Origin of the sequence: Nocardia sp. NPDC051321 (assembly GCF_044455225.1) — a bacterium.
Classification (GTDB): Bacteria; Actinomycetota; Actinomycetes; order Mycobacteriales; family Mycobacteriaceae; genus Nocardia.
Genome location: NZ_JBITEM010000022.1, coordinates 82,893 through 107,120 on the forward strand (window position 1 = coordinate 82,893; position 24,228 = coordinate 107,120).

The 24,228-nt window shown below is 67.1% G+C and carries 26 protein-coding genes and 1 tRNA gene; 9 read left to right on the top strand and 18 right to left on the bottom strand.

Going from position 1 to position 24,228, the window contains the following annotated elements; translation table 11 throughout:
- Nucleotides 1–95 precede the first annotated feature (95 nt).
- From ACIA8C_RS39410 to ACIA8C_RS39425, 4 genes are all read left to right on the top strand, one after another.
- Nucleotides 96–179 (top strand) — tRNA-Leu (locus tag ACIA8C_RS39410).
- A gap of 1,171 nt (nucleotides 180–1,350) precedes the next feature.
- Entirely contained in the window at nucleotides 1,351–1,863 is a 513-nt protein-coding gene (locus ACIA8C_RS39415) for a monooxygenase family protein (RefSeq protein ID WP_397143937.1), read from the top strand.
- A gap of 251 nt (nucleotides 1,864–2,114) precedes the next feature.
- A complete protein-coding gene (locus ACIA8C_RS39420; protein ID WP_397143939.1) occupies nucleotides 2,115–2,735 on the top strand; it encodes a low molecular weight phosphatase family protein in 621 nt (206 codons plus the stop codon).
- Nucleotides 2,736–2,870: 135 nt separating this feature from the next.
- Entirely contained in the window at nucleotides 2,871–3,290 is a 420-nt protein-coding gene (locus ACIA8C_RS39425) for a hypothetical protein (protein ID WP_397143941.1), read from the top strand.
- 70 nt (nucleotides 3,291–3,360) lie between these two features.
- On the opposite strand, the gene ACIA8C_RS39430 is transcribed toward ACIA8C_RS39425, so the two are convergent.
- The 12 genes from ACIA8C_RS39430 to ACIA8C_RS39485 all read right to left on the bottom strand — a co-directional run bounded on the left by ACIA8C_RS39430 (nucleotide 3,361) and on the right by ACIA8C_RS39485 (nucleotide 16,779).
- Entirely contained in the window at nucleotides 3,361–4,194 is an 834-nt protein-coding gene (locus tag ACIA8C_RS39430) for an acyl-CoA thioesterase (protein WP_397144006.1), read from the bottom strand.
- Between the two features lie 95 nt (nucleotides 4,195–4,289).
- Nucleotides 4,290–5,708: a pyruvate kinase gene (gene pyk / locus ACIA8C_RS39435; RefSeq protein WP_397143943.1), complete on the bottom strand. Its 1,419-nt coding sequence runs from the start codon at nucleotides 5,706–5,708 to the stop codon at nucleotides 4,290–4,292.
- Nucleotides 5,709–5,932: 224 nt separating this feature from the next.
- Nucleotides 5,933–7,456, bottom strand: coding sequence for a hypothetical protein (locus ACIA8C_RS39440; protein ID WP_397143945.1), 1,524 nt, complete (start codon nucleotides 7,454–7,456; stop codon nucleotides 5,933–5,935).
- 74 nt (nucleotides 7,457–7,530) lie between these two features.
- The gene (locus ACIA8C_RS39445) at nucleotides 7,531–8,199 is read right to left on the bottom strand and encodes an amino acid ABC transporter permease (RefSeq protein WP_396989929.1); all 669 of its coding nucleotides are present in this window, start codon (nucleotides 8,197–8,199) and stop codon (nucleotides 7,531–7,533) included.
- 12 nt (nucleotides 8,200–8,211) lie between these two features.
- Nucleotides 8,212–8,940, bottom strand: coding sequence for an amino acid ABC transporter substrate-binding protein (locus ACIA8C_RS39450; RefSeq protein ID WP_397144008.1), 729 nt, complete (start codon nucleotides 8,938–8,940; stop codon nucleotides 8,212–8,214).
- 270 nt (nucleotides 8,941–9,210) lie between these two features.
- Nucleotides 9,211–9,726 (bottom strand): NINE protein, encoded by a 516-nt coding sequence (locus tag ACIA8C_RS39455; RefSeq protein WP_397143947.1) that lies wholly within the window; start codon nucleotides 9,724–9,726, stop codon nucleotides 9,211–9,213.
- Between the two features lie 353 nt (nucleotides 9,727–10,079).
- Entirely contained in the window at nucleotides 10,080–11,243 is a 1,164-nt protein-coding gene (gene lgt, locus ACIA8C_RS39460) for a prolipoprotein diacylglyceryl transferase (protein ID WP_397143949.1), read from the bottom strand.
- Nucleotides 11,244–11,315: 72 nt separating this feature from the next.
- Nucleotides 11,316–12,116 (bottom strand): tryptophan synthase subunit alpha, encoded by an 801-nt coding sequence (trpA, locus tag ACIA8C_RS39465; RefSeq protein ID WP_397143951.1) that lies wholly within the window; start codon nucleotides 12,114–12,116, stop codon nucleotides 11,316–11,318.
- 73 nt (nucleotides 12,117–12,189) lie between these two features.
- Entirely contained in the window at nucleotides 12,190–13,452 is a 1,263-nt protein-coding gene (gene trpB / locus ACIA8C_RS39470) for a tryptophan synthase subunit beta (protein WP_397143953.1), read from the bottom strand.
- On the bottom strand, nucleotides 13,449–14,267 hold the full coding sequence (trpC, locus tag ACIA8C_RS39475; protein WP_397143955.1) for an indole-3-glycerol phosphate synthase TrpC: 819 nt from the start codon (nucleotides 14,265–14,267) through the stop codon (nucleotides 13,449–13,451). Before trpC ends, trpB begins: the two co-directional genes overlap by 4 nt.
- A gap of 182 nt (nucleotides 14,268–14,449) precedes the next feature.
- Nucleotides 14,450–15,235 (bottom strand): TIGR02234 family membrane protein, encoded by a 786-nt coding sequence (locus ACIA8C_RS39480; protein ID WP_397143957.1) that lies wholly within the window; start codon nucleotides 15,233–15,235, stop codon nucleotides 14,450–14,452.
- Nucleotides 15,232–16,779 (bottom strand): anthranilate synthase component I, encoded by a 1,548-nt coding sequence (locus tag ACIA8C_RS39485; RefSeq protein WP_397143959.1) that lies wholly within the window; start codon nucleotides 16,777–16,779, stop codon nucleotides 15,232–15,234. Before ACIA8C_RS39485 ends, ACIA8C_RS39480 begins: the two co-directional genes overlap by 4 nt.
- Nucleotides 16,780–16,984: 205 nt before the next feature.
- On the opposite strand from ACIA8C_RS39485, the gene ACIA8C_RS39490 reads away from it, so the two are divergent.
- The 4 genes from ACIA8C_RS39490 to ACIA8C_RS39505 all read left to right on the top strand — a co-directional run bounded on the left by ACIA8C_RS39490 (nucleotide 16,985) and on the right by ACIA8C_RS39505 (nucleotide 19,168).
- Nucleotides 16,985–17,278 carry a hypothetical protein gene (locus ACIA8C_RS39490; protein WP_357391332.1) on the top strand — a complete coding sequence of 98 codons (294 nt, stop codon included), beginning with the start codon at nucleotides 16,985–16,987 and terminating at the stop codon, nucleotides 17,276–17,278.
- Nucleotides 17,279–17,396: 118 nt separating this feature from the next.
- Nucleotides 17,397–17,858 (top strand): peroxiredoxin, encoded by a 462-nt coding sequence (locus ACIA8C_RS39495; protein ID WP_397143961.1) that lies wholly within the window; start codon nucleotides 17,397–17,399, stop codon nucleotides 17,856–17,858.
- A gap of 95 nt (nucleotides 17,859–17,953) precedes the next feature.
- Entirely contained in the window at nucleotides 17,954–18,526 is a 573-nt protein-coding gene (locus ACIA8C_RS39500; protein WP_397143963.1) for a permease, read from the top strand.
- 201 nt (nucleotides 18,527–18,727) lie between these two features.
- On the top strand, nucleotides 18,728–19,168 hold the full coding sequence (locus ACIA8C_RS39505) for a MarR family winged helix-turn-helix transcriptional regulator (protein WP_397144010.1): 441 nt from the start codon (nucleotides 18,728–18,730) through the stop codon (nucleotides 19,166–19,168).
- 1 nt (nucleotide 19,169) lies between these two features.
- Here ACIA8C_RS39505 and hisI read toward each other — a convergent pair whose 3' ends face one another.
- From hisI to ACIA8C_RS39535, 6 genes are all read right to left on the bottom strand, one after another.
- On the bottom strand, nucleotides 19,170–19,517 hold the full coding sequence (gene hisI, locus ACIA8C_RS39510; protein ID WP_397143965.1) for a phosphoribosyl-AMP cyclohydrolase: 348 nt from the start codon (nucleotides 19,515–19,517) through the stop codon (nucleotides 19,170–19,172).
- 51 nt (nucleotides 19,518–19,568) lie between these two features.
- Nucleotides 19,569–20,513 carry a TIGR03564 family F420-dependent LLM class oxidoreductase gene (locus ACIA8C_RS39515; RefSeq protein WP_397143967.1) on the bottom strand — a complete coding sequence of 315 codons (945 nt, stop codon included), beginning with the start codon at nucleotides 20,511–20,513 and terminating at the stop codon, nucleotides 19,569–19,571.
- A 109-nt stretch (nucleotides 20,514–20,622) separates the two neighbouring features.
- Entirely contained in the window at nucleotides 20,623–21,396 is a 774-nt protein-coding gene (hisF, locus tag ACIA8C_RS39520; protein WP_397143969.1) for an imidazole glycerol phosphate synthase subunit HisF, read from the bottom strand.
- Nucleotides 21,393–22,217, bottom strand: a complete 825-nt coding sequence (locus tag ACIA8C_RS39525; protein WP_397143970.1) for an inositol monophosphatase family protein — start codon at nucleotides 22,215–22,217, stop codon at nucleotides 21,393–21,395. The genes hisF and ACIA8C_RS39525 overlap by 4 nt, the downstream gene beginning before the upstream one ends.
- On the bottom strand, nucleotides 22,214–22,945 hold the full coding sequence (gene priA, locus ACIA8C_RS39530; RefSeq protein ID WP_397143972.1) for a bifunctional 1-(5-phosphoribosyl)-5-((5-phosphoribosylamino)methylideneamino)imidazole-4-carboxamide isomerase/phosphoribosylanthranilate isomerase PriA: 732 nt from the start codon (nucleotides 22,943–22,945) through the stop codon (nucleotides 22,214–22,216). The genes ACIA8C_RS39525 and priA overlap by 4 nt, the downstream gene beginning before the upstream one ends.
- Nucleotides 22,946–23,066: 121 nt before the next feature.
- A complete protein-coding gene (locus tag ACIA8C_RS39535; protein ID WP_397143974.1) occupies nucleotides 23,067–23,507 on the bottom strand; it encodes a MarR family winged helix-turn-helix transcriptional regulator in 441 nt (146 codons plus the stop codon).
- Nucleotides 23,508–23,765: 258 nt separating this feature from the next.
- Here ACIA8C_RS39535 and ACIA8C_RS39540 point away from each other — a divergent pair, with 258 nt between their 5' ends.
- On the top strand, nucleotides 23,766–24,227 hold the full coding sequence (locus tag ACIA8C_RS39540; RefSeq protein ID WP_397143976.1) for a hypothetical protein: 462 nt from the start codon (nucleotides 23,766–23,768) through the stop codon (nucleotides 24,225–24,227).
- The last annotated feature ends 1 nt before the right edge of the window (nucleotide 24,228 follow it).

Here is a 24,228-nt window from a genome sequence, read left to right on the forward strand (position 1 = left end):
AACGCATATACCCAGGGCAAACCGCCTGGCCGCGCGTTACCGACCAACCAGTTAGGTCCAAGCCCACCCCACCCGCTATCATTTCCTCCCGGTGCGCCGGGTTGGCGGAACTGGCAGACGCGACGGTCTCAAAAACCGTTGTCCGAAAGGACGTGTGGGTTCGAGTCCCACACTCGGCACTCGACGACAGGCGACCCCTGTTCGCGGAACGCGCGGACGGGGGTCGTCTCGTCATTACACCGGGGGCGCGGCCCCCAGACCCCGCTCGGCGGGGCTTCGCCCCCCGAACCCCCCATGGCGTGGTTGCGTACGTGGGTGGGTTGCGATCGATTGCGTGCTCATTTCGAAGTTGCGTCGTGCACCGATGATGATTCCGCGCGGTGCGGAGTGCCTGTGTTCCTCCGCTCATCCGTTCCAAAAGGCACATCCTTTATATAGAGGGCGCAGTTGACGCGAGTGGTGTGCACGCTCCCTCCGGAACTGAGGGTTCGGGTGGAGTGGCGACTTGCTTGCGCCGCTTCACATCTCGTGGTCTCGGATCGTCGATTGATTCCGAGGCGACTCTTTTTCTCCGAATCGAGCCTTCTCGTTCGGCGTCGAGTATGATCGAGATGTCACGCAAGTGATGCTGGCGGTGGGACGCCGTTGTCGCGACGCCCCACCTGGTGGGTCTCCTAGCCCCTCAACCAGCGGACTAGCACGAGCGCCCCGGCGACCACGGCAGCTGTTGCAATCAAGATGCCATAGTCGACCGGGGCTTTGCTCTTTGCTCGGCGATGTTTCGCCATTCCCCACCACCTCCATCCTGGGCGCGATGTTTGGACTAGGTCCATCGCCCCTCGGCGGGAGGTGCCAATACCTTACGACAAGCCATCGACCGAAATTGTTGAAACACAGTCGATTTCGAAAAGATGACCATTGTCAATTGGAACGTTCCAAAATAGGATCAATCTCGGTGTGCACCTTGCGGTTTCGAATCGCCTCACGATTCCGCGCTGGCCTAGCGACGCACCATTCCTGATTTCCCGCACCGGGAATTGCGATTTCCGGTGCGGGAAATCAGAAGGCGTGTAGCTGTGGGGGTTGCGTGCGGCCACCGTGCGACGGACCAGCTGGATCGGACATGCGTCACGGCCGGGGCGGGCTCGGGTCGGCGAGCAGGGCGCTAGAACCTACGATGCGCGGCCGAGGTCCGGATGGGCCGGGTCGTTACGGCTTACGGCACGCACGGCCGGCCGGCTCAGCATCGAACCGACGAACGGAGCGCACGCGCATCGAACTGTTTGGGCGCTGGGGTCGTATTCACGCGTAGGGTGGGCGAATAGGACGCCCAAATCAGCGGAGGTTGCGGTGCGGGTGAACAGGAGCACGGTGGATCTGGGTGAGTATCCGGATCTTGTTGTCATCTATCTCGGGATGCGGGTGCGCAAGCCGCGCGGCATGCTGCGGTTGCTGGGGCTCGGGCCGAAACTGTATAGCTCGCACCAGGATCGGCCGGACGGGCTGCTGTCGCACGAGGACGTGATCTGGTCGCTGTTTCCGCCGCACTGGGGGGCGCGGCAGTACTGGCGGGACCTGGACAGTCTGGAACGGTGGACGCGGTCGGCGCCGCACCGGGATTGGTGGCATAAGTTTCTGCAGGACTCGGGCGGCACGGGGTTCTGGCATGAGGCGTACTTCCTGCGGGGCGGCATCGACGCGATGTACGACGACATGGACACCTCGACGGGGATGACACGGTTCGCGCCGGTGGTCGCCTCGCGCGGGCGGATGTTCTCCACCAGGGGACGAGTGCACGACCAGCAGTCGAAGGTCGCCCCGGTGGTGGACGAAAAGACTTACTACAGTGGCGAACTCGAGTAGTTACCCAATCGAACGATTACTGGCTACGCTGGCGTATCACAACGCAATTACAACGGTGTGTTTCGATGATCCCGGGGTGGGGTAAGTGCACAGGGACACAGTCGAACATGATCGTTTACCGATGCGACGCACACCTCATGTGCGCCGCTATTCGTGTACGGCACTTGACCTGTAGATGAATATTGGCTTGGACCGCGTGTTTTGGTGGTTTTCAGACATCGGCGGCGTTATCCAACGTTTACCGTATTCCTATGCACGTCCTGTTCGTCTGCAACGGCAATGTTTGCCGTTCGGTAATCGCCGAGCGCCTCACCCGCGCGCTCGCGGTCGAACACGACCTGCCGAACCTCACCGCGGAGAGCGCGGGAACCCGTGCGCTGGTCGGCTTTCCGGCCGAACCGCTGGCCGCGCAAGCCATCGAGGGCCTCGGCGCGGACGCGAGCGGTTTCAAGGCGAGGCGCCTCAAGGACGAGATGGTCGACAACGCCGATCTGGTGCTGACCATGACCCAGCAGATCCGCGACACGGTGAGCGAAATGGGTTTCGGCGTCGCGGCGCGCACCTTCACCCTGCTCGAAGCGCACCGGATCGCGCACGTCACCGGCGCACGCTCCATCGCTGAGCTGCACCTCGCCCGCAACGACCTGTCCATCGTGGGCCGGGAGAACATCATCGACCCGGTCGGGCTGTCCGAGCAGGCCTACTGCGAGGTGGGCGACCGGATCGCCGAAGCGTTGGCGCCGCTGCTGCTCGCGCTGGCACCGCACGAACAGCGCAGGCCGGTCGCGGACGAGCGCCCCGGCCTGGTCATCGAGCCCCGCGAAGCGGCCCCGCCGCTGGCGTCCTTCCTGGCGGCGCACCGCATCAGGTAGTCTTCCGAACCAGCAAATTTCAACGTTCCGACACAGCAATGCAGAGCTGCTATGTCCATTTCCCTGCCGGACGTATTACACTCCCGCGGACACCAACTTCCACCGTTGCTGGTTCGACACACGACAGGAATAGACATGCCGAAACGCATTTCGGATGTTTCGCTCCATGTGTATGTGACACCGGAAACTCTCGAACGAGTCGTCGAGACCGTGCGCGAGGTAGTGGACGACCACCTGCAGGACCGCGAGGTGTTCGCGTGGCGGTTCACGCTACCGGTGGACACCGACGATCCGACCCACGTCACGCTCGAAACCCAGTGGCGGATGGAGCATCCCGGCACCGAGCCGGGCGAGCGCGGCACCTACGAGATCGCGCTCAGCCTGGTCGGCGCGCCCGCCGAACTCACCGACACCGACATGGCCGGGCTGGAACAGCAACTGCTGCACGGGATCTACGGTGCCGCCCGCACCGAGCCGGGCCAGAACATTCCGTTCTCGATCCGCGCCAGGCAGCGAGCCGACGTGGACCTCGACATCGAACGCGAGCGGATCTGACCCGGAAACGACTGCGCCGCACCGGCTTCCCAGCGGATCGGGAAGCGGATGCGGCGAAGTTCAGCGGAAATTACACCTCTCGCGCGGCCGACTTGCCCCGCGCCGGGAAGTGCCGAATCAGCCCCTCCTGCACGGTGGTGGCCAGCAGATCGCCCTCGCGAGAGAAGAAGCGACCGGTGGCCAGGCCACGCGAGCCCGACGCCACCGGGGATTCGGTGGCGTAGAGCGCCCACTCGTCGAACCGGAACGGCCGATGGAACCAGATCGAATGGTTCACCGTCGCCGCCACGATCCGGTCGAGTCCCCAGGAAAGCCCGTGCGTGGTGATGATCGAATCCAGCACCGTGGTGTCGGACGAATAACCCAGCGTCGCAACGTGAAGCAGCGGATCGTCCGGCAGCCGCCCGTCCGTGCGCATCCACACTCGATTGTGGTTGAGCCGCTCGCCGGTGCCCTTCATGATCCAGGCCGGGTCATTGGTGTAGCGCATGTCGATCGGGTGCGGCGCCTTGATGAACATCTCCAGCTTGTCTTCCAAGCCGACGAAGCTCTCCTCGATGCGCGGCAACGTGTCCGGGTCGGGCACGTCGGGCAGCGGGTGCCCGTGCTCGAGCCCCTTGTTCCAGTCCTGGAACGCGGCGAGCATCACGAACAGCTCTTGATCGTCCTGGAGGGCGGTGACGGTGCGGTTGGCGAACGCACGGCCGTCGCGGTGCCGGTCGACCCGGTACTCGATCGGCTTCTTGGTATCGCCGCCGCGCACGAAATGCGCGTTGATCGCGTGCACCGGACGGTCACCGACCGTGCGGCCCGCCGCGATGATCGCCTGCGCGACGAGCTGGCCGCCGAATGTGCGGCTCCACACCTTCTCCGGATGCTGCCCGACGAACACGTTCTCGTCCATCTGCTCCAGATCGAGCAGACCGAGCAAAACGTCCAGATCAGACTTCCCGGCCGCCGACGAATCGACGACCGACCCTCCAAGAGAACTATTCACTGTTAATGATCCTCCTCACCGATGCGATGCACGTGGATCAGGTTGGTGGAACCGACCGTACCCGGCGGGGAGCCGGCCACGATTACCACGAGGTCACCCTTTTGATATCGCTCCATGGACAGCAGTGCTACATCGACCTGGTGGATCATAGCGTCGGTGGTGTCCACCATCGGCACGATGAAGGTCTCCGTACCCCAGGTCAGCGCGAGCTGGCTGCGCACCTCCGGCAGCGGGGTGAACGCCAGCAGCGGCAGCGGGGTGTGCAGCCGGGCCAGCCTGCGCACGGTGTCACCGGACTGGGTGAACGCCACCAGTGCCTTCGCGTTGAGCCGCTCGCCGATATCGCGGGCGGCGTAGGAGATGACGCCGCGCTTGGTGCGCGGCACGTGGGTGAGCGGGGGCACCCTGGTCGATTCGGTCTCCACCGCGTGCACGATGCGCGCCATGGTGCGCACCGTCTCGATCGGCCATGCGCCGACCGAGGTCTCGCCGGAGAGCATCACCGCGTCGGCGCCGTCGAGCACCGCGTTGGCGACGTCGGAGGCCTCGGCCCTGGTTGGACGCGAGTTCTCGATCATCGACTCCAGCATCTGGGTCGCCACGATCACCGGCTTGGCGTTCTCGCGCGCCATCTGGATGGCCCGCTTCTGCACGATCGGCACCTGCTCCAGCGGCAGCTCGACACCGAGGTCGCCGCGGGCCACCATGACCGCGTCGAACGCGAGCACGATGGCTTCCAGGTTGTCGATCGCCTCCGGCTTCTCCAGCTTGGCGATCACCGGCACCCGGCGGTTGACCCGATCCATGATGTCGTGCACCAGCTCGATATCGGACGGGGACCGCACGAACGACAGTGCGATGAAGTCGACGCCGAGGTTCAGCGCGAATTCCAGATCCTCGATGTCCTTTTCGGACAGCGCGGGCACCGAGACGTCCATGCCCGGCAGCGAAACACCCTTGTTGTTGGAGACCGGTCCACCCTCGGTGACCCGGCAGACGACGTCGTTGCCGTCTACCCGGGTCACGGTGAGCCCCACCTTGCCGTCGTCGACGAGCAGTCGGTCGCCCGCCTTCGCGTCCTGCGCGAGTTCCTTGTATGTGGTCGAAACACGGTCGTGGGTTCCGTCGACCTCGTCGACGGTGATCCTGACCTCTTCACCCGTCGCCCAGACGGTCTTGCCCTCGATGAATCGGCCGAGCCTGATCTTCGGTCCCTGGAGGTCGGCGAGAATGCCGACCGCTCTGCCGAGGTGATCGGAGGCCGCCCGTACCTTCTTGTAATTCTCTGCGTGATCCGCGTGTTCGCCGTGACTGAAGTTCAGTCGAGCCACGTCCATGCCGCTCTCGACGAGTTCGCGGATACGGTCCTCGGAGGCAGTAGCCGGGCCGAGCGTGCACACAATCTTCGTCCGTCGCATCACGGGTAGAGCCTAGTCCCGACCGGTACCCAGAGCTGCCTGTGCCCCAGGTGAAAGCTGAGTGAAAAAAACGTTCGCGACTTGGTGAAACCTACAACCGTTACGGATGGCGCAACGCCCCAGGCCACGGCAACATATTTGAAACATGGTCGGAAAATGTTACTCGCTGGTAGAAATTCGCGGGGCCGAACCGGGTGAAATCGACGGGTCGGCGCCGGGTTGTCACGTCACGGATCGAAGGTGATTTCGCGGTAGCTGAAGCCGAGTTCGGGGATGGTGCCGGTGCGGGTGTAGTGGACGAGGAGGAGGTCGACTTCGGCCGGGGTGAAGACCTCGTTCGGGTAGACGTGTTGGACGTGGCCGTCGAAGGAAATCAGGATGTCGTCGGTCGGTCGTGGGGTGCTGCGGGGTGGGGTATCCGCGATCTCGGGGGCGCGCAGCTCGATGACAGGCGCGAGCGGCTCATCGATCGGACCGGATTGTCGCGCGGCGCTGGTCGCCGAGTCGTCGGCAGCCGTCGACGGATCCGAGTACGCGATCTGGGCCGCTTCGACGATTGGGAGGGGCGCAGTTGCGGTCTCCAAGTACGCGACAGCATCCATGGCCGGGAAGCTCCCGGTGGCGGGCTCCGAGTACCTGACCTCAGCCGCTTGGGTCACCGGGAGAGGCGCAGTGGTGGGTCCCGAGTACCCGGCCTCAGCCACCTCGGTCACCGGGCGAGGCACAGCCGTCTCGGCAACTGAGTGGGTCGGTGCCATCGCGGGGTCGGAATAGACGATCTCGGCGGTCTTGATCTCCGGGAATTCCGCCGGCCTCGCCCACTCGGCCGCCGGGATGCTGATCGAATCCAGCGGCCGGTCCATCGACACCCGCAGCGCCCGGAGCTCGTCCCCCAGCTCATCGAGCTGCCGCATCGACTCTTTCAGACTCTGCAGCGGCGACGTCGCGTGGTGGCCGATGACGAACATGCGGTAGTCATCGCCGTCCCACATCCGCCATTCGACCAGGTAGCGGCCACCTGATCCGGCGGCCTGCACGAACTCCCCGGTTCCGGCGGCATCCTTCTCGTCGAGTTCGGCCCACGTCTGCCCCGACGGCAACGCCGACAGTCCGAGCACGGCGAAACCGGCACTGGCTTCGCATTCCTGCAGCACCTGTGCGAACTCGCCGTCGGCGACGGTGGCGAGCACCGGCCGGAGATAGTCGTACTCGACGGTCAGCACGTGCGTCCGCGCACCGAGATCGTCCAGCACATCGGGTGAATACAGTTCCCGCAGTGTGTATTCCGCACTCGGCACGGTTCCGGTGCGGTAGTAGGCGCCGAACAACTCGGCGGCCGCGTCGAGGTCGAACACCTCGTCGGCGCGGGCCGTCACCGCGTGACCGAGGCCGAATCGCACGGTGCGCGGCGACGAGTCGTGCGCGCTGCGACGGGCAATGCGATACCGATGCGGAAGACCATCGACGGTGTGCCGCGACTCGATGACCACTTCGTTCAGCGGCCCCACCGCGAGCAGGCAGTTGCCACGCCCGGCGACCCGATCGGCCTCCCACAGACGTTCCGGCGGACGCGCGGTCCACCAGAGCCGGAGGAACCACTGACCGAACAACGCGCAGTAACTGAACCACGCGCGAAAGTAGTCCGCGCCCAACCCGGCACCGGCCGCGACGGACGCGGGTAGCGCGTTGTCCGGCATCGGAATTCGGCTGCGATGCGGCGCACTGGCTTCGAGCACGTACCAGCCGTCCACCGCCGACTCCTTCCGATCCCGGACAACTTAGCCCCGGGGCGGCGCGCCGCCAAGACAGGAAAACGAGGGGCGCGTCAGGTGGCCACGTGCCGCGCCAGGCGCGTCTCCAACCTGGTTTGGCCGAAGCCGAGGATCAGGCAGATGATCCAGTAGTAGACCGCCGCGACGCCGTACAGCGCGAAGAAGTCGAAGGTCGGCGCGGCGGCCAGCTGGGCGACGCGCAGCAGTTCGGTCACCAGGATCGTCGAGGCCAGCGACGTGTCCTTCACCAACGAGATCAACGTGTTGGACAAGGGCGGCACCGCGATCCGGGACGCCTGCGGCAGGATGATCAGCCGCATCATCTGCGGATACGTCAGGCCGACCGCCTGCGAGGCCTCCCACTGCCCCTTCGCGACGCTGAGAATGGACGCGCGCACGATCTCCGCCGCGTAGCCGCCGACATTGAGGCTGAACGCGATCACCGCAGCCGGGAACGGGTCGATCACCAACCCGAATTGCGGCAGCGCGTAGAACACGATGAACAGCTGCACCAGCAGCGGCGTGCCGCGGATGATCGAAATGTAGAACCGGGCGGCCGCCGACAGCGGCCACACCGGCGACATTCTGGCCAGCGCGACGAACACCGCGATCGCCAAGCCGATGACAAAGCTGACCGCGGTGAGCGGCAGTGTCTGTTTGAGGGTGGCCTGCAGCATCGGCCACAGGTTGTGCCAGATCAGTTCCCTGGTAGCGGGGTCCATGGAGGGCGTCGGCTACTTGCTGACGTCGGTGCCGAAGTATTTGTCCGAGATCTTGGCCAGCGTGCCGTCGGCGCGCAGTTCGGTGAGGGCCTTGTCCACGTCCTTGATCAGTGCGTCGTCCTTGCGGGTGGCGAAGGCCTGCTTGCTGGTCTCGCCGGTCTTGCCGGAGACCTTCACGCCGGTGTCGCCGGTCTTCTTGGTGTATTCGGCGACGGCGAGGGTGTCGTTGACGGTGGCGTCGACGCGGCCGTTCTTCAGCAGCTGGATGGCCTGCACGAAGCCTTCCACCGCCTCGACCTTCGCGCCCGCGGCGGTGGCGACCTTGCCCCAGTTGCTGGTGGCGGACTGAGCGCAGGTCTTGCCCTTCAGGTCGGCGAGGGTGGTGATGGCGTTGTTGTCGGCGCGGGTGACGATCACGCCGTCGGAGGTGGTGTACGGGGCGGACAGGGAGTACTTGTTCTTGCGCTCGTCGTTGATCGTCACCTGGTTGGCGACCAGGTCGAAGCGCTTGGACTCGAGCCCGGCGAAGATGGCGTCCCACGGGGTCTGCACGAATTCGACCTTCTTGCCGAGCTTGTCGCCGACGGCCTGGATCACCTCGATGTCGTAGCCGGTGATCTTGCCGTCGGAACCCTGGAAGCTGAACGGGGAGTAGGTGCCTTCGGTGCCGACCTTCAACACGTTCGGATCGCTGCTGCTACCGCAGGCGGTGAGCCCGGTGGCGGCGACGATGGCGAGCATGGCGGCGGCGAACAGCTTGCGACGCACGGGTTCCCTCTCTTCGGTACGCGGACATCCCACGCACAACACGCAAATCCGGCTCATGCTACGCCGGGACTTATCCGAAGGACCCTATATCGATCATGGTGCGCGAAAGGGTTGCACTCGCCGAATTCGAGGGCGAATCGCGTGGGCCTGCCCCCATTCCTCGGGCTCTGACCTGCTCGTAACGCTCTGGAAAGGCGAACGGGCACCGCCGGATCGGCAATGCCCGTGGTCTTTCGGCGTGGCTCAGTCGCGCAGCGGACGACCGTCGCTGTCGGGCACCTTGCCGGTCAGCATCAAGATGCCGTCGATGACGCCCCAGATCCAGCCGAGGGTGAAGCAGGTTACGGCGCTGACGACCAACTGGGCGATACCAAGCCCGGTGTGGCCGGTGTAGAAGCGGCCGACGCCGAAACTGCCGAGGAAGATCTGGAGCAGGCCCGCCACGAGCTTCTGCTTGTCGGAGAACGGCGCACCGAACTGGTCACGGCCCCAGGGGGCTTCCGGATCGTTCGGGTTGTAGCCCTGCGGGCCGTAGCCACCGGATGGCGGGTAGCCGCCCGGCTGCTGGCCGTATGGGTTGGGCTGGCCGTACTGCGGCTGCGCGTAGGGGTCGGCGGGCTGCTGGGCGTACGGCTGCGAGTCGAACTGCTGCGGCATGGCCGCGGTGTCCTGCGGCTTGTTCAGATCCGGCCCCGTGCCGGGCGGACCGTACTGCGGCCCGCCGAATCCTGGGTTGTTCTGCTGGTAGGGGTCGGTCACCAATGTCCTCCTCATTCGTGCTGGGCGCTCCCCCGCCTCTGGCGCGACTTTTGCCGGACGTCGAGTGCCGCGACAGTTTCGTCGCGGTCCGGCGGTCGGCTGCGCAGCTGAGTTCGGACGTCCCCGACGAGTTACCCATGTCGTTACGAAATCAGTTGCCCTGATCGGAGACTTGTAGTTTCAGCTCCGCGGCCGTGTCCGGCCGTGCGGCTTTATCAGACTGTACTTCGTCCGACTCGACCACGCAGTGCAGTTCAAGGCGTTGGATCGGAGTCCGGCGACAGGATTCGCCGGACTCCACGCTGTTATCGCCGAGGATCGCCCATTCGTTGCAGGCAGCGGACATTCACCGACTACTTGTCGGAATCCGTGGCCTTCTTCGACGCGGTCTTCACCGTGGCGGAGTCCGCGTCGGTGTCCTTGTCCGTGTCGGTATCGACTGCGGTGTTGGTGTCGGCTGCCGCTTCGGTGGACGGGTCAGCCGCCTCGGCCGTTTCGCTCGACTCGTCCGGCTCGAGTTTGTCCGTCGCCGTGGCACCGTCGGCCGTCGCGGCCGAATCCTTTTCCAGCACAACCGTATCCGAGGTCGCATTCGCGACGGCCGCGGCGTTCGCCGCGCGCACCGCGCCGACCTGCCACGGCCATGGGCGGGGCTCGGTGGACGGTTGCAACTGCTCCGCGGTCTCGCGTCCCTTGGTCGCGAACACGAAATAGGCGATGGCCGCGAGGAATACGAGCGCGGAGGTGAACGAGTTGATGCGAATGCCCGCGATCTTGGTCGCCTCGTCGTCGCGCATCAGCTCGACGAAGAAGCGGCCGAAGCTGTAGCCCGCGACGTACAGCGCGAACAGGCGCCCGTGCCCGATCTGGTAGCGCTTGTCCAGCTGCACCAGCAGCACCACGATCAGCACGTTCCAGATCAGCTCGTACAAGAACGTGGGATGCACGACCTTGTCGACGACGCCGTTGGAGACGCCGTTCATCGCGTCCGGCTTCAGGTTGTCGTTGTACCGGAAGTAGATCTCCAGGCCCCAGGGCAGGTCGGTCTTGCGGCCGTACAGCTCCTGGTTGAAGTAGTTGCCGAGGCGGCCGATGGCCTGCGCGAGCAGGATCGGCGGGGCGATCGCATCACCCAACGCGGGCAACGGGATTCGATACACCCGGCAGCCGATCCAGGCGCCGACGCCGCCGAGCAGCACCGCGCCCCAGATGCCGAGGCCGCCGTTCCAGATCTCCAGCGCGGCCTTGGGGTCGCCGTCGGCGCCGAAGTACTTCTGCCAGTCGGTGGCGACGTGATAGAGCCGCCCACCGACCAGACCGAACGGCACCGCGAACATCGCGACGTCCAGGATCGCGCCCTGCTGTCCGCCGCGGTCGCGCCAGCGCCGTTCGCCCCACCAGATGGCGACGACGATGCCGATGATGATGCACAGCGCGTAGGCCCGCAGCGGGAATGGGCCGATGTGCCACACGCCCTGCGGGGGGCTGGGTATATACGCCAGGACTCGTAAGGTCACGGGGCCACCGTAGCGGAGAACGTCACCGGCGCTGGAACCACCGCACCGTGGCGGCGGTCCCCAGACGCCGTATTAGGAGGCGACGGTCGCCGAACGGACACCATCGGCCAGCTCGGTGGTGAGCGCGCGGACCGCGTCGAGACTCTCCCCCGCTGCGGTCACCAGCGCCGAACCCACGATGACTCCGTCTGCGTAGGAAGCGATTTCGGCCGCCTGCGCACCCGAGCGGACGCCGAGGCCGACGCCGATCGGGATGTCGGAATGCGTCCGGATCCGTGCGCACAGCGCGGGCGCGGCCGAGGACACCACGTCGCGGGCGCCGGTGACGCCCATGGTCGAGGCCGCGTACACGAAGCCGCGCGATGCCTCCAGGGTCTTCACCAGACGCTCCTCGGTGGAGGACGGCGCGACCAGGAAGATGCGGTCCAGGTTGTGCGTGGACGAGGCGACGAACCAGTCGTCGGCCTCTTCCGGAATGAGGTTCGGGGTGATGATGCCCGCCCCGCCCGCACCGGCGAGGTCGCGCGCGAAACGGTCGACGCCGTACGCCAGCACCGGATTCCAGTAGCTCATCACCACGGCCTGGCCACCCGCCGAGGTGATCGCCTCGACGACGGAGAACACGTCGCGCACCCGCACGCCGCCGCGCAACGCCTGATCGGCGGCGGCCTGGATGGTCGGGCCGTCCATCACCGGATCGGAATAGGCGACGCCGACTTCAACTATGTCGCAACCGGATTCGACCATGGCGCGGACGACCTCGATGGACCCGGCCATGTCGGGGTAGCCCGCGGGCAGGTAGCCGATGAGCGCGGCACGCCCTTCACCGCGAGCCGCGGCAAAAGTATTTGCGAGACGAGACTGCTGACTCACGACTGCACCTCGCTGACGCTCGGCTCCGTCGACGTCATAGACGCTGTGCCCATGGTTCGCTCGCTGCGCTCCCTCACGATTGCACCGCCCCTTCATCGATCAGCCCGAACCACCGCGCCGCCGTATCCATGTCCTTGTCGCCGCGACCGGACAGGTTCACCAGAATGATCGAGCCCGGTCCGAGCTCCTTGCCCAATTGCAGCGCCCCGGCTACCGCGTGTGCGGATTCGATCGCCGGGATGATGCCCTCGGTGCGGGACAGCAGCAGCAGCGCGTCCATCGCCTCGGTGTCGGTGATCGGGCGGTATTCGGCGCGGCCGATGTCCTTGAGGAAGGCGTGTTCGGGGCCGACGCCCGGGTAGTCCAGACCGGCCGAGATGGAGTGCGACTCGATGGTCTGGCCGTCCTCGTCCTGCAGCAGGTAGGAGTAGGCACCCTGGAACGCGCCGGGCGTGCCGCCGGTGAAAGTGGCCGCGTGCCTGCCGGTTTCGACGCCGTCACCGGCCGCCTCGTAGCCGATCAGCCGGACGTCGGCGTCGTCGAGGAACGGATGGAAGATGCCGATGGCGTTGGAGCCGCCGCCGACGCAGGCGACGACCGCGTCCGGCAGCCTGCCGGTGGATTCCTGCACCTGCGCCCTGGCCTCCAGGCCGACGACGCGCTGGAAGTCGCGCACCAGCATGGGGAACGGGTGCGGGCCCGCTGCGGTGCCGAAGCAGTAGTAGGTGTCGTCGGCGTTGCTGACCCAGTCGCGCAGCGCCTCGTTGATCGCGTCCTTGAGCGTCTGCGAGCCGGTGGTCACCGAGACCACCTCGGCGCCGAGCAGCCGCATCCTGGCCACGTTCAAGGCCTGCCGTGCGGTGTCGACGGCACCCATGTAGATGACGCAGTCGAGGCCGAGCAGCGCGCATGCGGTGGCGGTTGCGACGCCGTGCTGGCCCGCGCCGGTTTCGGCGATGACGCGGGTCTTGCTCATGCGCTTGGCGAGCAGCGCCTGGCCGAGCACGTTATTGATCTTGTGAGAACCGGTGTGGTTCAGGTCTTCCCGCTTGAGCAGGATGCGCGCGCCGCCCGCGTGCTCGGCGAGCCTGGTGCATTCGAACACCGGCGACGGGCGGCCGGTGTAATCGCGCTGCAGCCGGTCCAGCTCGTTCAGGAAGTCCGGGTCAAGGCGCGACTTCTCGTAGGTCGCGGTGACCTCTTCGATCACCGCCATCAGCGCCTCCGGCACATGCCTGCCGCCGTAGACGCCGAAGTGGCCGCCGGTATCTGGCTCGTGGGCGCTGCGGTGCGCGACGCCTTCGCTGGCCTTGGGTAGCTCGGTCACTCCGGTCACCGGCCCCGCCGTGCCGGCTTCGGGCAGGACGGGTGGGTGCCCGCGGTCACCAGCTCGGACACGGCCGCGCGGGGATCACCGCTGGTCACCAAACCTTCACCGACGAGCACGGCGTCCGCGCCCGCGCCCGCGTAGGCCAGCAGGTCGGCGGTGCCGCGGATGCCGGATTCGGCGATCCGGATGACCTCGGTGGGCAGACCGGGCGCGATCCGGGCGAACACGTCCCGGTCGACCTCGAGGGTCTTGAGGTTGCGAGCGTTCACGCCGATCACCGAGGCGCCTGCCTCGAGCGCGCGGTCGGCCTCCTCCTCGGTGTGCACCTCGACCAGCGCGGTCATGCCGAGCGATTCGGTGCGGTCGATGAGCGAGGACAGCACGTCCTGTTCCAGCGCCGCGACGATCAGCAGGATCACGTCGGCGCCGTGCGCGCGGGCCTCGTGAATCTGGTACGGCCCGACGACGAAGTCCTTGCGCAGGATCGGGATGCTCACCGTGGCGCGGACCGCGTCCAGGTCTTCCAGCGACCCGTGGAAGCGGCGGCCTTCGGTCAGCACGCTGATGATGCGCGCGCCGCCGTCCTCGTACGCCTTGGCCAGGCTGGCCGGGTCGGGGATGTCGGCGAGTCCGCCCTTGGAGGGGCTGGCCCGCTTCACCTCGGCGACCACGCCGATGCCGTCTTCGAGGAGGGCCGCGCGTGCGTCGAGCGGGCTGTTGGCCGCCGCTGCGGCCGCCTTGATCGCCTGGAAATCGAGGAGGGCTTCCCGCGCGGCCACATCCGCGCGGACCCCGTCGAGAATCGAGTCGAGTACCGTCATCTGGCTCGAATCCTTTCTGGGGAGACGGACTTGCTGCCTGAGAATCTCCCCAGGCGCTGTCTCACCGATGCTGACAAAGAATAAATGGGCGTACCGGCCGCGTTTGCGCCGGGGCATGTTGTGGACCAGGCAACCAGTCCATGCGCAAGGTGTGCACCGCCACAGTCACGTGCGCGAATCACTCAGCGGACACGTCCGCCTGGCCCGCCGGCGTCCGGATCGTTGGGTCGCCCACCGGAGTTCACGGCGTCCTCGGTGGGGTCGGTGCCCGCGTCCAGGGCGTCCCACAGCACGCGTTCGGACAGCTGGGGTGAGCCAGGCTCGCCGGGCTCGTCGCGCTGCTTGGTCACCTGCTCGGTGGCGGCGGCGCGGCGGAACACCGGGTTGTCGTATTTGCCGGACAGTCGCGCGGTGTCCTGCGGCATCCGGGCGAGCAGTCCACCCGCCGCGAACGCCGCCAGCGCGCCGAGCAGGGCGAGTACGGCCGGGAAGACCGAGGTCGTCGCCTCCCCCACCTGCGCTCTGGCGGGTAGCTCGGCCAGCTTGGCGGCGCGCTCGGCGATCTTGCCCGAGCTGGTGAGCAGGGCGAAGGACGGTACCGCGGCGACGGCGGCGATCAGGGCGATGACCACGCCGAGGATGCGGCGCAGCCAGCCCCTGGTGGCCAGCACGGCCGCGATGGACGCGAGCAGCACCAGGGCCAGCGGCGTGAGCGCGCCGAACCAGACGCCGCCGTTGAGGCGGTCGGTGCGCGGTTCGGTGAGGCCGTCGGTGGAGGCGACCGTCACCCAGGTCATCCGCGAGGAGCCCCACAGCGCGGCGGCCGCGACGGCGAGCAGCACGAGGGCGCCGACCGGGGACTTGCGCCGCGCGGGGCCCGGTTCGATCGTCTCGGTGCCCGCGGTGTCCGGTGTGACGAGGTCGGGGTCTGGGGTAGCGGCTTCGCCGCCGGGCTCGGCTGCCGTCATGCGTCGCCGCCGTTCGGCGCCCCGTACGCGCGCACCGTCTTCGCCGCCGCGATCGCCTTGAGCACCGCCATCGCCTTGTTGCGGGCTTCGACGTCCTCGTACTCGGCGACCGAATCGGCGACGATGCCCGCGCCCGCCTGCACATAGGCGGTGCCGTTCTTCAGCAACGCGGTGCGGATGGCGATCGCGGTGTCCGCGTCGCCCGCGAAGTCGAGATAGCCGACGACGCCGCCGTAGACGCCGCGCCGGGTCGGCTCGAGTTCTTCGATGAGTTCCATCGCGCGCACCTTCGGCGCACCGGAGAGCGTGCCCGCGGGGAAACAGGCGCGCACCGCGTCGAACGCGATCTTGCCCTCGGCGAGCCGGCCCGACACCGTCGAGACCAGGTGCATCACATGGCTATACCGCTCGATGTGCCGGTATTCGGTGACCCGCACGGTGCCCGGCTGGCAGACCCGGCCGAGGTCGTTGCGGCCGAGGTCGACGAGCATCAGGTGCTCGGCGTTTTCCTTCTCGTCGGCGAGCAGGCCCTTTTCCAGCAGCAGGTCGTCCTCTTCGGTGTCGCCGCGCCAGCGGGTGCCCGCGATCGGATGTGTTGTCGCGACACCGTCTTTCACGGTGACCAGCGCCTCCGGGCTGGAGCCGACGATGGAGAACGCGGTGCCGCCGTCGCCGTCCGGGATGTGCAGCAGGTACATGTACGGGCTCGGATTCGACGCGCGCAACATCCGGTACAGATCCAGCGGCGCACCGTCGTAGTCCATCTCGAAGCGCTGCGAGAGCACCACCTGAAAAGCCTCGCCCGCCTCGATCTCCTTGACCAGGCGGCGCACGCCGACGCCGAATTCCTCGGTGGTGCGGCGGCGGCGGAATTCCGGCTCGGGACGATCGAAGACCGACACGGTGGACGGCGCGGGCGCGGCGAGCGCCTCGGTCATCCGATCCAGCCGGGCGACCGCGTCGTCATAGGCCTCGTCGACCCGGTCGGAGGTGCCGTTCCAGTTGACGGCGTTGGCGATCAACGTGATCGCGCCCTCGTGATGGTCGAACGCGGCGAGGTCGGTGGCCAGCAGCAGCACCATTTCGGGCAGTTGCAGATCGTCGGCCGCCAGGTTGGGCAGGCGCTCGATCCGGCGCACCGCGTCGTAGCCGAGGTAGCCGACCATGCCGCTGGTGAGCGGTGGCAGGCCGGGCAGCCGCTCGGTCTGCAGCAGTTCGAGTGTTTCGCGCAGCGCGAGCAGCGGATCGCCGCCGGAGGGCGCGTCGACCGGGATATTGCCGAGCCACGCCGCCTCGCCGTCGACCACGGTCAACGCGGACGGGCTGCCCGCGCCGATGAACGACCAGCGCGACCACGATCGTCCGTTCTCCGCCGACTCGAACAGGAACGTGCCCGCTCGATCGTCGGCCAGCTTGCGGTAGGCGGAGAGCGGAGTTTCGGAGTCCGCCAATACCTTTCGGGTCACCGGGACAACTCGATGTTCCGCGGCCAGCTGGTGGAACTGTGCACGGGTCGTGGTGGTTGGGGTCGACGCGCCTTGCATGACCACATCCTCCCAGGTCCGTCCGACACCTTTCCCGGCGCACCCCGAAGGAATCCGACGCGTCGATGACGCGCGCCCCCTAATTCACACCAGTCACAAACACGACCGCCCGGTTCTCATGCCCTCGCCAGCGATGTGACGGGCGTCTCTACACTCGCTCCGTTCCATCTCGCACGCGGTATCCATGATCGAGAGGAGACAACTGATGTACCCCTCGCAACCGGAGGGCAGGCACGCCGCCCCGGGCGGTGCGCCGAGCCAGGCCCCACGGATGGTCGGTCTGCAGTCGAAACCAGGCCAACAGGGTGCCCCGAACGCACTAGCCACCTTCGTCACCTACGCGAAGGCACTCGAGTCCCTGGACAAGAACCACTTCCCGGACGAATACGCCACGCACGCCGACCGGATCAAGGAACTCAAGCCGTTCCTGCGCGCGCACGGCATTCTCGACGTCATGCAGATCAAGAACCCCGAAGTCGCGGCACTGATCGGCATATAGGACGTAGCGCGTCGTCCACCGGCAGGCCGCGCGTTCCTCGGCAGGCAGGCGGCGGTTCGCCATTGAGCCCGAACGGACCGGTACCGGGTGCGACATGTGCCCGGTACTGTCCCTTTCTATGCAGACAGGACAGCTCGCTCCCCAGTTCGAGCTCCCCGATCAAACCGGCACTCCCCGTTCGCTCGACGCGTTGCTCGCGGACGGCCCGCTGGTCCTCTTCTTCTATCCCGCCGCGAACACCCCGGTGTGTACGGCGGAGGCCTGCCACTTCCGTGATGTGGCAGGCGACTTCGCCGCGCTCGGCGCCTCGTGCGCTGGCATCAGCGCCGACGGCGTCGACACCCAGGCCGGTTTCGCCGACAAGCAGGGCCTCGGTTATCCACTACTGTCCGATGCCGACGGCACGGTCGCCGCGCAGTTCGGCGTCAAGCGCGGGCTGCTCGGCAAGCTGGCGCCGGTCAAGCGGCAGACCTTCGTGATCGATCAGGACCGCACCGTCCGCAAGATCATCAGCGGCGAGTTTCGCGCCAATGTGCACGCCGACGAGGCGCTGAAGTTCCTGCGCGAGCGCGCGAAGTAGTTCCGGGCGCGCCGATCCGGCTGCCGGGACGGCCGTACCGGAAACGCCGGGGCGATCACCACGTTTCCGCCGCTCACCCGGCTTACGCTTGGCTCATGACTGCGACCGACGGACAGCTGCAGCAGAAATCGACCGGGCCCGCCTGGAAGACCTGGATCATCGGCGGGCTGGCGGTGGTCGCCCTGCTGTTCATCGCCTACTTCATCCTGTCCGCGTTCATCCCACGCTGGTGGGCGCAGCGGATCGCGGAGATGGTCAACGGCAGCTTCGCCAAGGGCATCGGCTGGGGTCTGACCTTCGGCGGCGTGTGCACGGTGATCCCGCTGTTCCTGCTGCTGTTCGCGCTGCGGGTGTGGCGGCGCCGGGGCGGCCGGTTCATGGCGGGCGCGGCCGTCGTCATCGCCGTGCTCGTCGCGATTCCCAATCTGATGACGCTGACCATCGTGCTCGGCGGCAGCAACGCCGCCCATGCCGGACAGCGCATCCTCGATGTCGACGCGCCCGCCTTCCGCGGCGCCACCATGGTCGGCGCGATCGTCGCCGCCGCGATCTGGCTCGCGGCACTGGTTCTGGTCGCCATGCGGTGGTGGCGGCGCAGGCATCCGAAGCGGCAAACCACCCAGCCGGCCACCGCCGATCCGGCCATGACCCGCCCGGACGGTTTGTGAGTGAACTCACGCTACTGAACAACTGCATGACGGGCGAGCGAAGTCGTGGCAAACTCAGTGCCACGGGTGACTGTGAACATGCTTTTCAATAATCGGTAGGCAACCTAACAAAACCACGTCACTTGGCTTGAAAGAAGGCACATAGTGACGAAGTGGCTCGACCCCGTAGAACAACGAGCTTGGCGCGCGATTGTCGCGTTGATGACCCGCCTACCAGGCGCTTTGGATACGCAGCTGCAGCGCGAATCCGGGGTCACCCATTTTGAGTACTGGGTTTTAACCTTGCTTTCCGAGGAACCGGGCCATCGGCTGCAGATGAGTGACCTCGCCCACAAGGCAAATGCATCGCTATCACGGCTTTCGCATGTGGTGTCGAAGCTGGAGCGGATGGGCTGGGCGGAGCGCTCGGCTACCGCCGGGCGCCGCGGCGTGCAGGCGGTACTGACAGACGACGGCTACCACAAAGTGATCGAGGCGGCGCCCGGTTACCTGGATGCCGTGCGCCGCTTGGTATTCGATGGTCTGGAGCCGGAGCAGACGGCTCAGCTGGCGGAGTTGAGCGAGCTCCTCGCCGACCATCTCACCGACGCGCTGAGCCGAACCAGTGCCACGGATCAGGAAAATCGGCCCTCGGACGCCTAGTTCAGGCCGGTTCGGCCAGCAGGACATCCGAGTCGAAACAGGTGTGCGTCCCCGTGTGGCACGCCGCGCCCTCCTGGTCGACCACCAGCAGGATGGTGTCGCCGTCGCAATCGAGCCGGACCTCGTGCACATACTGGGTGTGGCCGGAGGTCTCCCCCTTCACCCAGTACTGCTGGCGCGAGCGGGAAAAGTAGGTCGCCTTGCGCGTTTCCAACGTGCGGGCCAGCGCCTCGTCGTCCATCCACGCGACCATCAGCACGTCACCGGTGCCGCGTTCCTGCGCGACGGCGGCAACCAGACCGGCGTCGTTGCGCTTGAGCCTGGTGGCGATGGCGGGATCGAGAGTCATAGCACCGTTATAACAGTCGGACATGGGTGCAGGGCCGAACGGGTCGTTCCCCTACTGCTGAGCGGAACGGTTCAGTTCGCCGAGTAATTGCCAGGTGCGCTGTTCGTCGGCGGGGGTTGTCAGGTCCGTTTGGGCGAAGACCACGTCGGTGGCGCCTGCCTCGAAGTACTCGGCGACCCGGTCGGCGATCGTTTGCTCGTCGCCGATGACGACCAGCTCGGCGGCGCGAGAAGCACCGGACAGTTCGATGATTCGCTGATACGAGGGGATGTCGTTGTAGAACGCGGTCGACTCCTCGGCCGCTGCGCGAGCGCCCTCGATATCGGCGGTGACGACCCCTGGAACCATGGCGACAATGCGCGGCGCGGAACGTCCAGCTCGCTCAGCCGCTTTGGTGATCGGTGCGACGATCTGCTCGGCCAGTGCCTTCGGGCCGACCAGGAAAGGCAGTGTGCCGTCGGCCAATTCGCCGGTGACGCGCAACGCCTGCGGCCCCATCGCGGCGACCAGCACCGGCACGGTCGGCTTCGCACCCGCCACCGCGGCGGGCAGCGGCGCGACCGCGGTGAGCGTCTCGCCGTGGAAATCGACTGTGCCGGTGTCGAGTACGCTGCGCAGCGCGGTCAGGAACTCGCGCAGCCGAGCGATCGGCCGGTCGAAGGTAACGCCGAAAACCGGCTCGGTGAACGCCGCCGTACCGAGGGCAAGTCCGAGAGCGAACCTGCCGTGCGTCGCCGCCTGCGCGGTCTGCGCCTGGCTGGCGATCAGCAGCGGATGTCGCGCCGAAATCGGTACCGCCGAGGTCCCCACCTCCAGCTCGGGCACCTCCCGGCCGACCACCGCGGACAACACGATGCTGTCATGGCTGAACGTATGGCCGAACCACAGCGAGCTCAACCCCGCCGCGGCGGCTTGCCGGCCGGCGGCAACAGCCGCATCGACCGCGTGATCGGTCGCGTCGAGCGTGAACGGAGACAGCGCGATACCAAGGCTCATACCCGGAGCAACACCGGCTCGCGCGCAACAGATTCCGCCACGGCGGATTCCCGCCGACCACTTCAGCCCCGACGTGCCGCGCACATCGTCGGCGAATCGGGGCGCGGAGTTAGCGGACGACGATGTGTTCGGCGCGCATGGCGTCTTTTACCTGGCCGATGGTGAGGTCGCCGAAGTGGAAGACGCTGGCGGCCAGGACCGCGTCGGCGCCTGCTTGGACGGCGGGGGCGAAGTGTTCGACGCTGCCCGCGCCGCCGCTGGCGATGACGGGGACGGAGACCGCGGCGCGGACGGCGCGGATCATCCCGAGGTCGAAGCCCGCCTTCGTGCCGTCGGCGTCCATCGAGTTGAGCAAGATCTCGCCGACACCCAATTCGGCTCCGCGCGTTGCCCATTCGACGGCGTCGAGACCGGTGCCGCGTTTACCGCCGTGCGTGGTGACCTCCCATCCGGAAGGCGTCGCGGGCTGTCCTTCCGGCACCGTGCGCGCGTCCACCGACAGCACGATGCACTGCGAGCCGAAGCGTTCCGACATCTCGCGCAGCACGTCGGGTCGCGCGATGGCGGCGGTGTTGACCGAGACCTTGTCGGCACCGGCCCGCAGCAACCGGTCGACGTCCTCGACGGTGCGCACGCCGCCGCCGACGGTCAGCGGGATGAAGATCTGCTCGGCGGTCCGGGTGACCACGTCGATCATGGTGCCGCGATCGCCGGTGGAGGCCGTGACGTCCAGGAAGGTCAGCTCGTCGGCGCCCTGCGCGTCGTAGGTCGCGGCCAGCTCGACGGGATCGCCCGCGTCCCGCAGGTTTTCGAAGTTCACGCCCTTGACCACCCGGCCCGCGTCGACATCCAGACACGGAATCACGCGTACCGCCAACGTCATTGACTCGCCCCTTCCTCCGCGGTAGCCGGTTCGGCCACCGTGCAGATCATTTCGAGCAGCTCCTCGTGCACGCCTGGCGCGGCGGCGAGCACCGAGCCCGAGGTGATGGTCCACGGCGCGCCGGCCAGGTCGGTGACCACGCCACCCGCGGCGCGGATCAGCGCGACCCCCGCGGCGTTGTCCCAGGGATGGTGGCCGAACACGATGGCACCGCCGAGCACACCGGACGCGGTGAACGCCAGGTCGATGCCGGTAGAGCCGTGCATCCGCACGCGGGAGGAGAGCCTGCTGAGCGGGCCGAGCAGATCGAATCGGAACTGTCCGGGAATTCGCCCCTGCGCGTCGACATTGAACGCGCCGAACCCGATCATCGCCTCGGCCAGCTTCCCGTGCGGCAGCGGCGGCAGCGGTTGGCCGTTCAGCAGGACGGGTCCGCCCTCGATCGCGGCGTAGCGCTGACCGAGCAGCGGCAGCCAGGTCAGGCCGAGCACCGGCTCGCCATCGTGCACCAGCGCCAGCAACATGCCCGAAAGCGGGTGCCCGGCAGAGTAATTGAAGGTTCCGTCGATCGGATCGAGCACCCACGCGGTGCCCGAGACGAGCTGCGGTCCGCCGAATTCCTCACCGTGCACCTTGATTCCGGTGCGCCGCTCCAACTCGGCGGAGATGGTGCGTTCCAGCTCCAGGTCGAGTTCGGTGGCGAAGTCGTTGCGGCCCTTGGTGACCGCGCTCGGCGCGCCGACCCCCTCGATGAAGCGGGAGGTGACCGAGTCCAGGATCTCGCGGGCGACAGCTAGCAGTGCCGTTAGGTCCGGGCTCATCTCACCGCGGCCAGCGCCTCGGGCAGCGTGAACCGGCCCGCGTAGAGCGCCTTACCGACGATCGAACCCTCGACTCCTTCTGGCACCAGTTCGGCGATCGCGACCAGGTCCTCGATGGTTGAGACGCCGCCGGAGGCGATGACCGGCGCGTCGGTGGCGTTGCACACCTCGCGGAGCAGGTCCAGGTTCGGGCCGGTCAGCGTGCCGTCCTTGGTGACGTCGGTGACCACGTAGCGGGAGCAGCCGTCGCGCTCCAGGCGCTCGAGCACCTCCCACAGATCGCCGCCGTCGCTGACCCAGCCGCGCCCGCGCAGCCGGTAGTCGCCGTCGATGATGCGCACGTCGAGGCCGACCGCTACGCGCTCGCCGTACCTGGCGATGGCCTTGGCGCACCACACCGGATCCTCCAGCGCGGCGGTGCCGAGGTTTACCCGGGCGCATCCGGTGGCCAGCGCGGCCTCCAGGGTCTCGTCGTCACGGATGCCGCCGGACAGCTCCACCTTGACGTCGAGTTCGCCGACAACTCCGGCCAGCAGTTCACGATTCGAGCCGCGCCCGAACGCCGCGTCGAGATCGACCAGATGCACCCACTCCGCGCCCGCACGCTGCCATTCCAGGGCTGCGTCGCGCGGCGAGCCGTAGTTGGTTTCGCTACCGGCCTCCCCTTGCACGAGGCGCACAGCCTCGCCATTGGCCACATCGACGGCGGGTAGCAGCACAAGACTCACGACTGCGCCTCGCTCGCCTCTGACGCTGTGTTGCTGGTTCGATCGCTGCGCTCACTCACGCGACCACCTTAGTGGCTTGCTCCACTCGGCCGGTCTCCGGCCTGCGCATATAGGAGCTGGATCACCGATCGAGGATGCGAGTCAATAGTCGGACGAGCTCAGCACGCTCTGCGGCGTTGAGACCGGCCAGCAGTTCGTCCTGCGCACCGGCCAGTCGCTCGTCGAGCTCGGCGAGATGCGCGGTGCCCGCGTCGGTGATGGTGACGATCTTGCGCCGGCGATCGCCCTCGTCCGGACTGCGCTCGACGAAACCACGGTCGGCCAGCTCGTTGACGGTGGCGACGATGTCGCTGCGGTCGATCCGGGTGCGTCTGCCCAGGTCGGCCTGGCTGATCGAGCCGAACTCGCCGAGCGCGGCGAGCAGCGCGTAGTGATAACGCCGGGAGCCGGTGGCGTTCAGCGCGCGCTCGGTGGCCCGGTTGGCGACGAGGGCAACCTGATTGACCAGCCGGGTGGGCAGCGCCCGCAGCCTGGCGGGAGCGCTCTCGTGCGAGTTCGCCATGGCAGCAATCTAACCCTTGTTGGTGCCACCCACAATATGTTGACGTGGCCACAGCAACGTTGGGGCACCATCACCGAACCGCAATACAGTGCTTGCCGCGATCGTCGAACAGGATGGTCGCCCGCGGCCATCCCGGTCAGGGTCTACCCGGATGCAACCAAGTCGGCGGGCAGCACCCGCGACCGGCGAATCGCCGGTAGTGTCTCGCCACGGCGATCACTCCGATCGCCGACTCCGCACTCTCCCTAGGGATCTCGTATGTCGCGTTCGACCCTGCCTGCCGTGCTCCTGATTTCGGCGGCCACCTGCACCGCGGTGCTCGCCACCGCGCAGACCGCCGCGGCCGCGCCGCCCGAGGAGGCGCGGCTGGCCGGGTGCGATTTCGGCACTGTCGCCGGGACTTACGACTACGCGCGTTTCGATGACCACGTCGGCAAGATGCTCGACATCACCACCGGCATGTTCCGGGCGGAGTTCGTGGAGGCGCGGCCGACCATTCAGGCGAACGCCGCCGCCAGTCACACCCGCGCGACGGTCGATTCGGTGGATTGCCGGATCGTTTCCGGTGACGAGGCGCGCGCGGACGTGACCGTCGACGTGGTGCGGACGACGACAAGCGACGAGACCGACGGCATGCCGAAGACCAACAAGATGTCGCTGCTGATCACCGTCGAGAACGTGAACGGACGCTGGCTGGTCAACCGGGCCGAAACCAAGTAGG

What these genes read in the sequence shown, in the direction of transcription:
- ACIA8C_RS39420 (WP_397143939.1), top strand. Translation starts at nt 2,115, where the DNA reads ATGCACGTCCTGTTCGTCTGCAACGGCAATGTTTGCCGTTCGGTAATC.
- ACIA8C_RS39425 (WP_397143941.1), top strand. Translation starts at nt 2,871, where the DNA reads ATGCCGAAACGCATTTCGGATGTTTCGCTCCATGTGTATGTGACACCG.
- ACIA8C_RS39430 (WP_397144006.1), bottom strand. Translation starts at nt 4,194, where the DNA reads ATGGACGAGAACGTGTTCGTCGGGCAGCATCCGGAGAAGGTGTGGAGC.
- ACIA8C_RS39445 (WP_396989929.1), bottom strand. Translation starts at nt 8,199, where the DNA reads ATGGACCCCGCTACCAGGGAACTGATCTGGCACAACCTGTGGCCGATG.
- ACIA8C_RS39450 (WP_397144008.1), bottom strand. Translation starts at nt 8,940, where the DNA reads ATGCTCGCCATCGTCGCCGCCACCGGGCTCACCGCCTGCGGTAGCAGC.
- trpC (WP_397143955.1), bottom strand. Translation starts at nt 14,267, where the DNA reads ATGACGGTACTCGACTCGATTCTCGACGGGGTCCGCGCGGATGTGGCC.
- ACIA8C_RS39480 (WP_397143957.1), bottom strand. Translation starts at nt 15,235, where the DNA reads ATGACGGCAGCCGAGCCCGGCGGCGAAGCCGCTACCCCAGACCCCGAC.
- ACIA8C_RS39485 (WP_397143959.1), bottom strand. Translation starts at nt 16,779, where the DNA reads ATGCAAGGCGCGTCGACCCCAACCACCACGACCCGTGCACAGTTCCAC.
- ACIA8C_RS39490 (WP_357391332.1), top strand. Translation starts at nt 16,985, where the DNA reads ATGTACCCCTCGCAACCGGAGGGCAGGCACGCCGCCCCGGGCGGTGCG.
- ACIA8C_RS39495 (WP_397143961.1), top strand. Translation starts at nt 17,397, where the DNA reads ATGCAGACAGGACAGCTCGCTCCCCAGTTCGAGCTCCCCGATCAAACC.
- ACIA8C_RS39500 (WP_397143963.1), top strand. Translation starts at nt 17,954, where the DNA reads ATGACTGCGACCGACGGACAGCTGCAGCAGAAATCGACCGGGCCCGCC.
- ACIA8C_RS39505 (WP_397144010.1), top strand. Translation starts at nt 18,728, where the DNA reads ATGACCCGCCTACCAGGCGCTTTGGATACGCAGCTGCAGCGCGAATCC.
- hisI (WP_397143965.1), bottom strand. Translation starts at nt 19,517, where the DNA reads ATGACTCTCGATCCCGCCATCGCCACCAGGCTCAAGCGCAACGACGCC.
- ACIA8C_RS39515 (WP_397143967.1), bottom strand. Translation starts at nt 20,513, where the DNA reads ATGAGCCTTGGTATCGCGCTGTCTCCGTTCACGCTCGACGCGACCGAT.
- hisF (WP_397143969.1), bottom strand. Translation starts at nt 21,396, where the DNA reads ATGACGTTGGCGGTACGCGTGATTCCGTGTCTGGATGTCGACGCGGGC.
- ACIA8C_RS39525 (WP_397143970.1), bottom strand. Translation starts at nt 22,217, where the DNA reads ATGAGCCCGGACCTAACGGCACTGCTAGCTGTCGCCCGCGAGATCCTG.
- ACIA8C_RS39535 (WP_397143974.1), bottom strand. Translation starts at nt 23,507, where the DNA reads ATGGCGAACTCGCACGAGAGCGCTCCCGCCAGGCTGCGGGCGCTGCCC.
- ACIA8C_RS39540 (WP_397143976.1), top strand. Translation starts at nt 23,766, where the DNA reads ATGTCGCGTTCGACCCTGCCTGCCGTGCTCCTGATTTCGGCGGCCACC.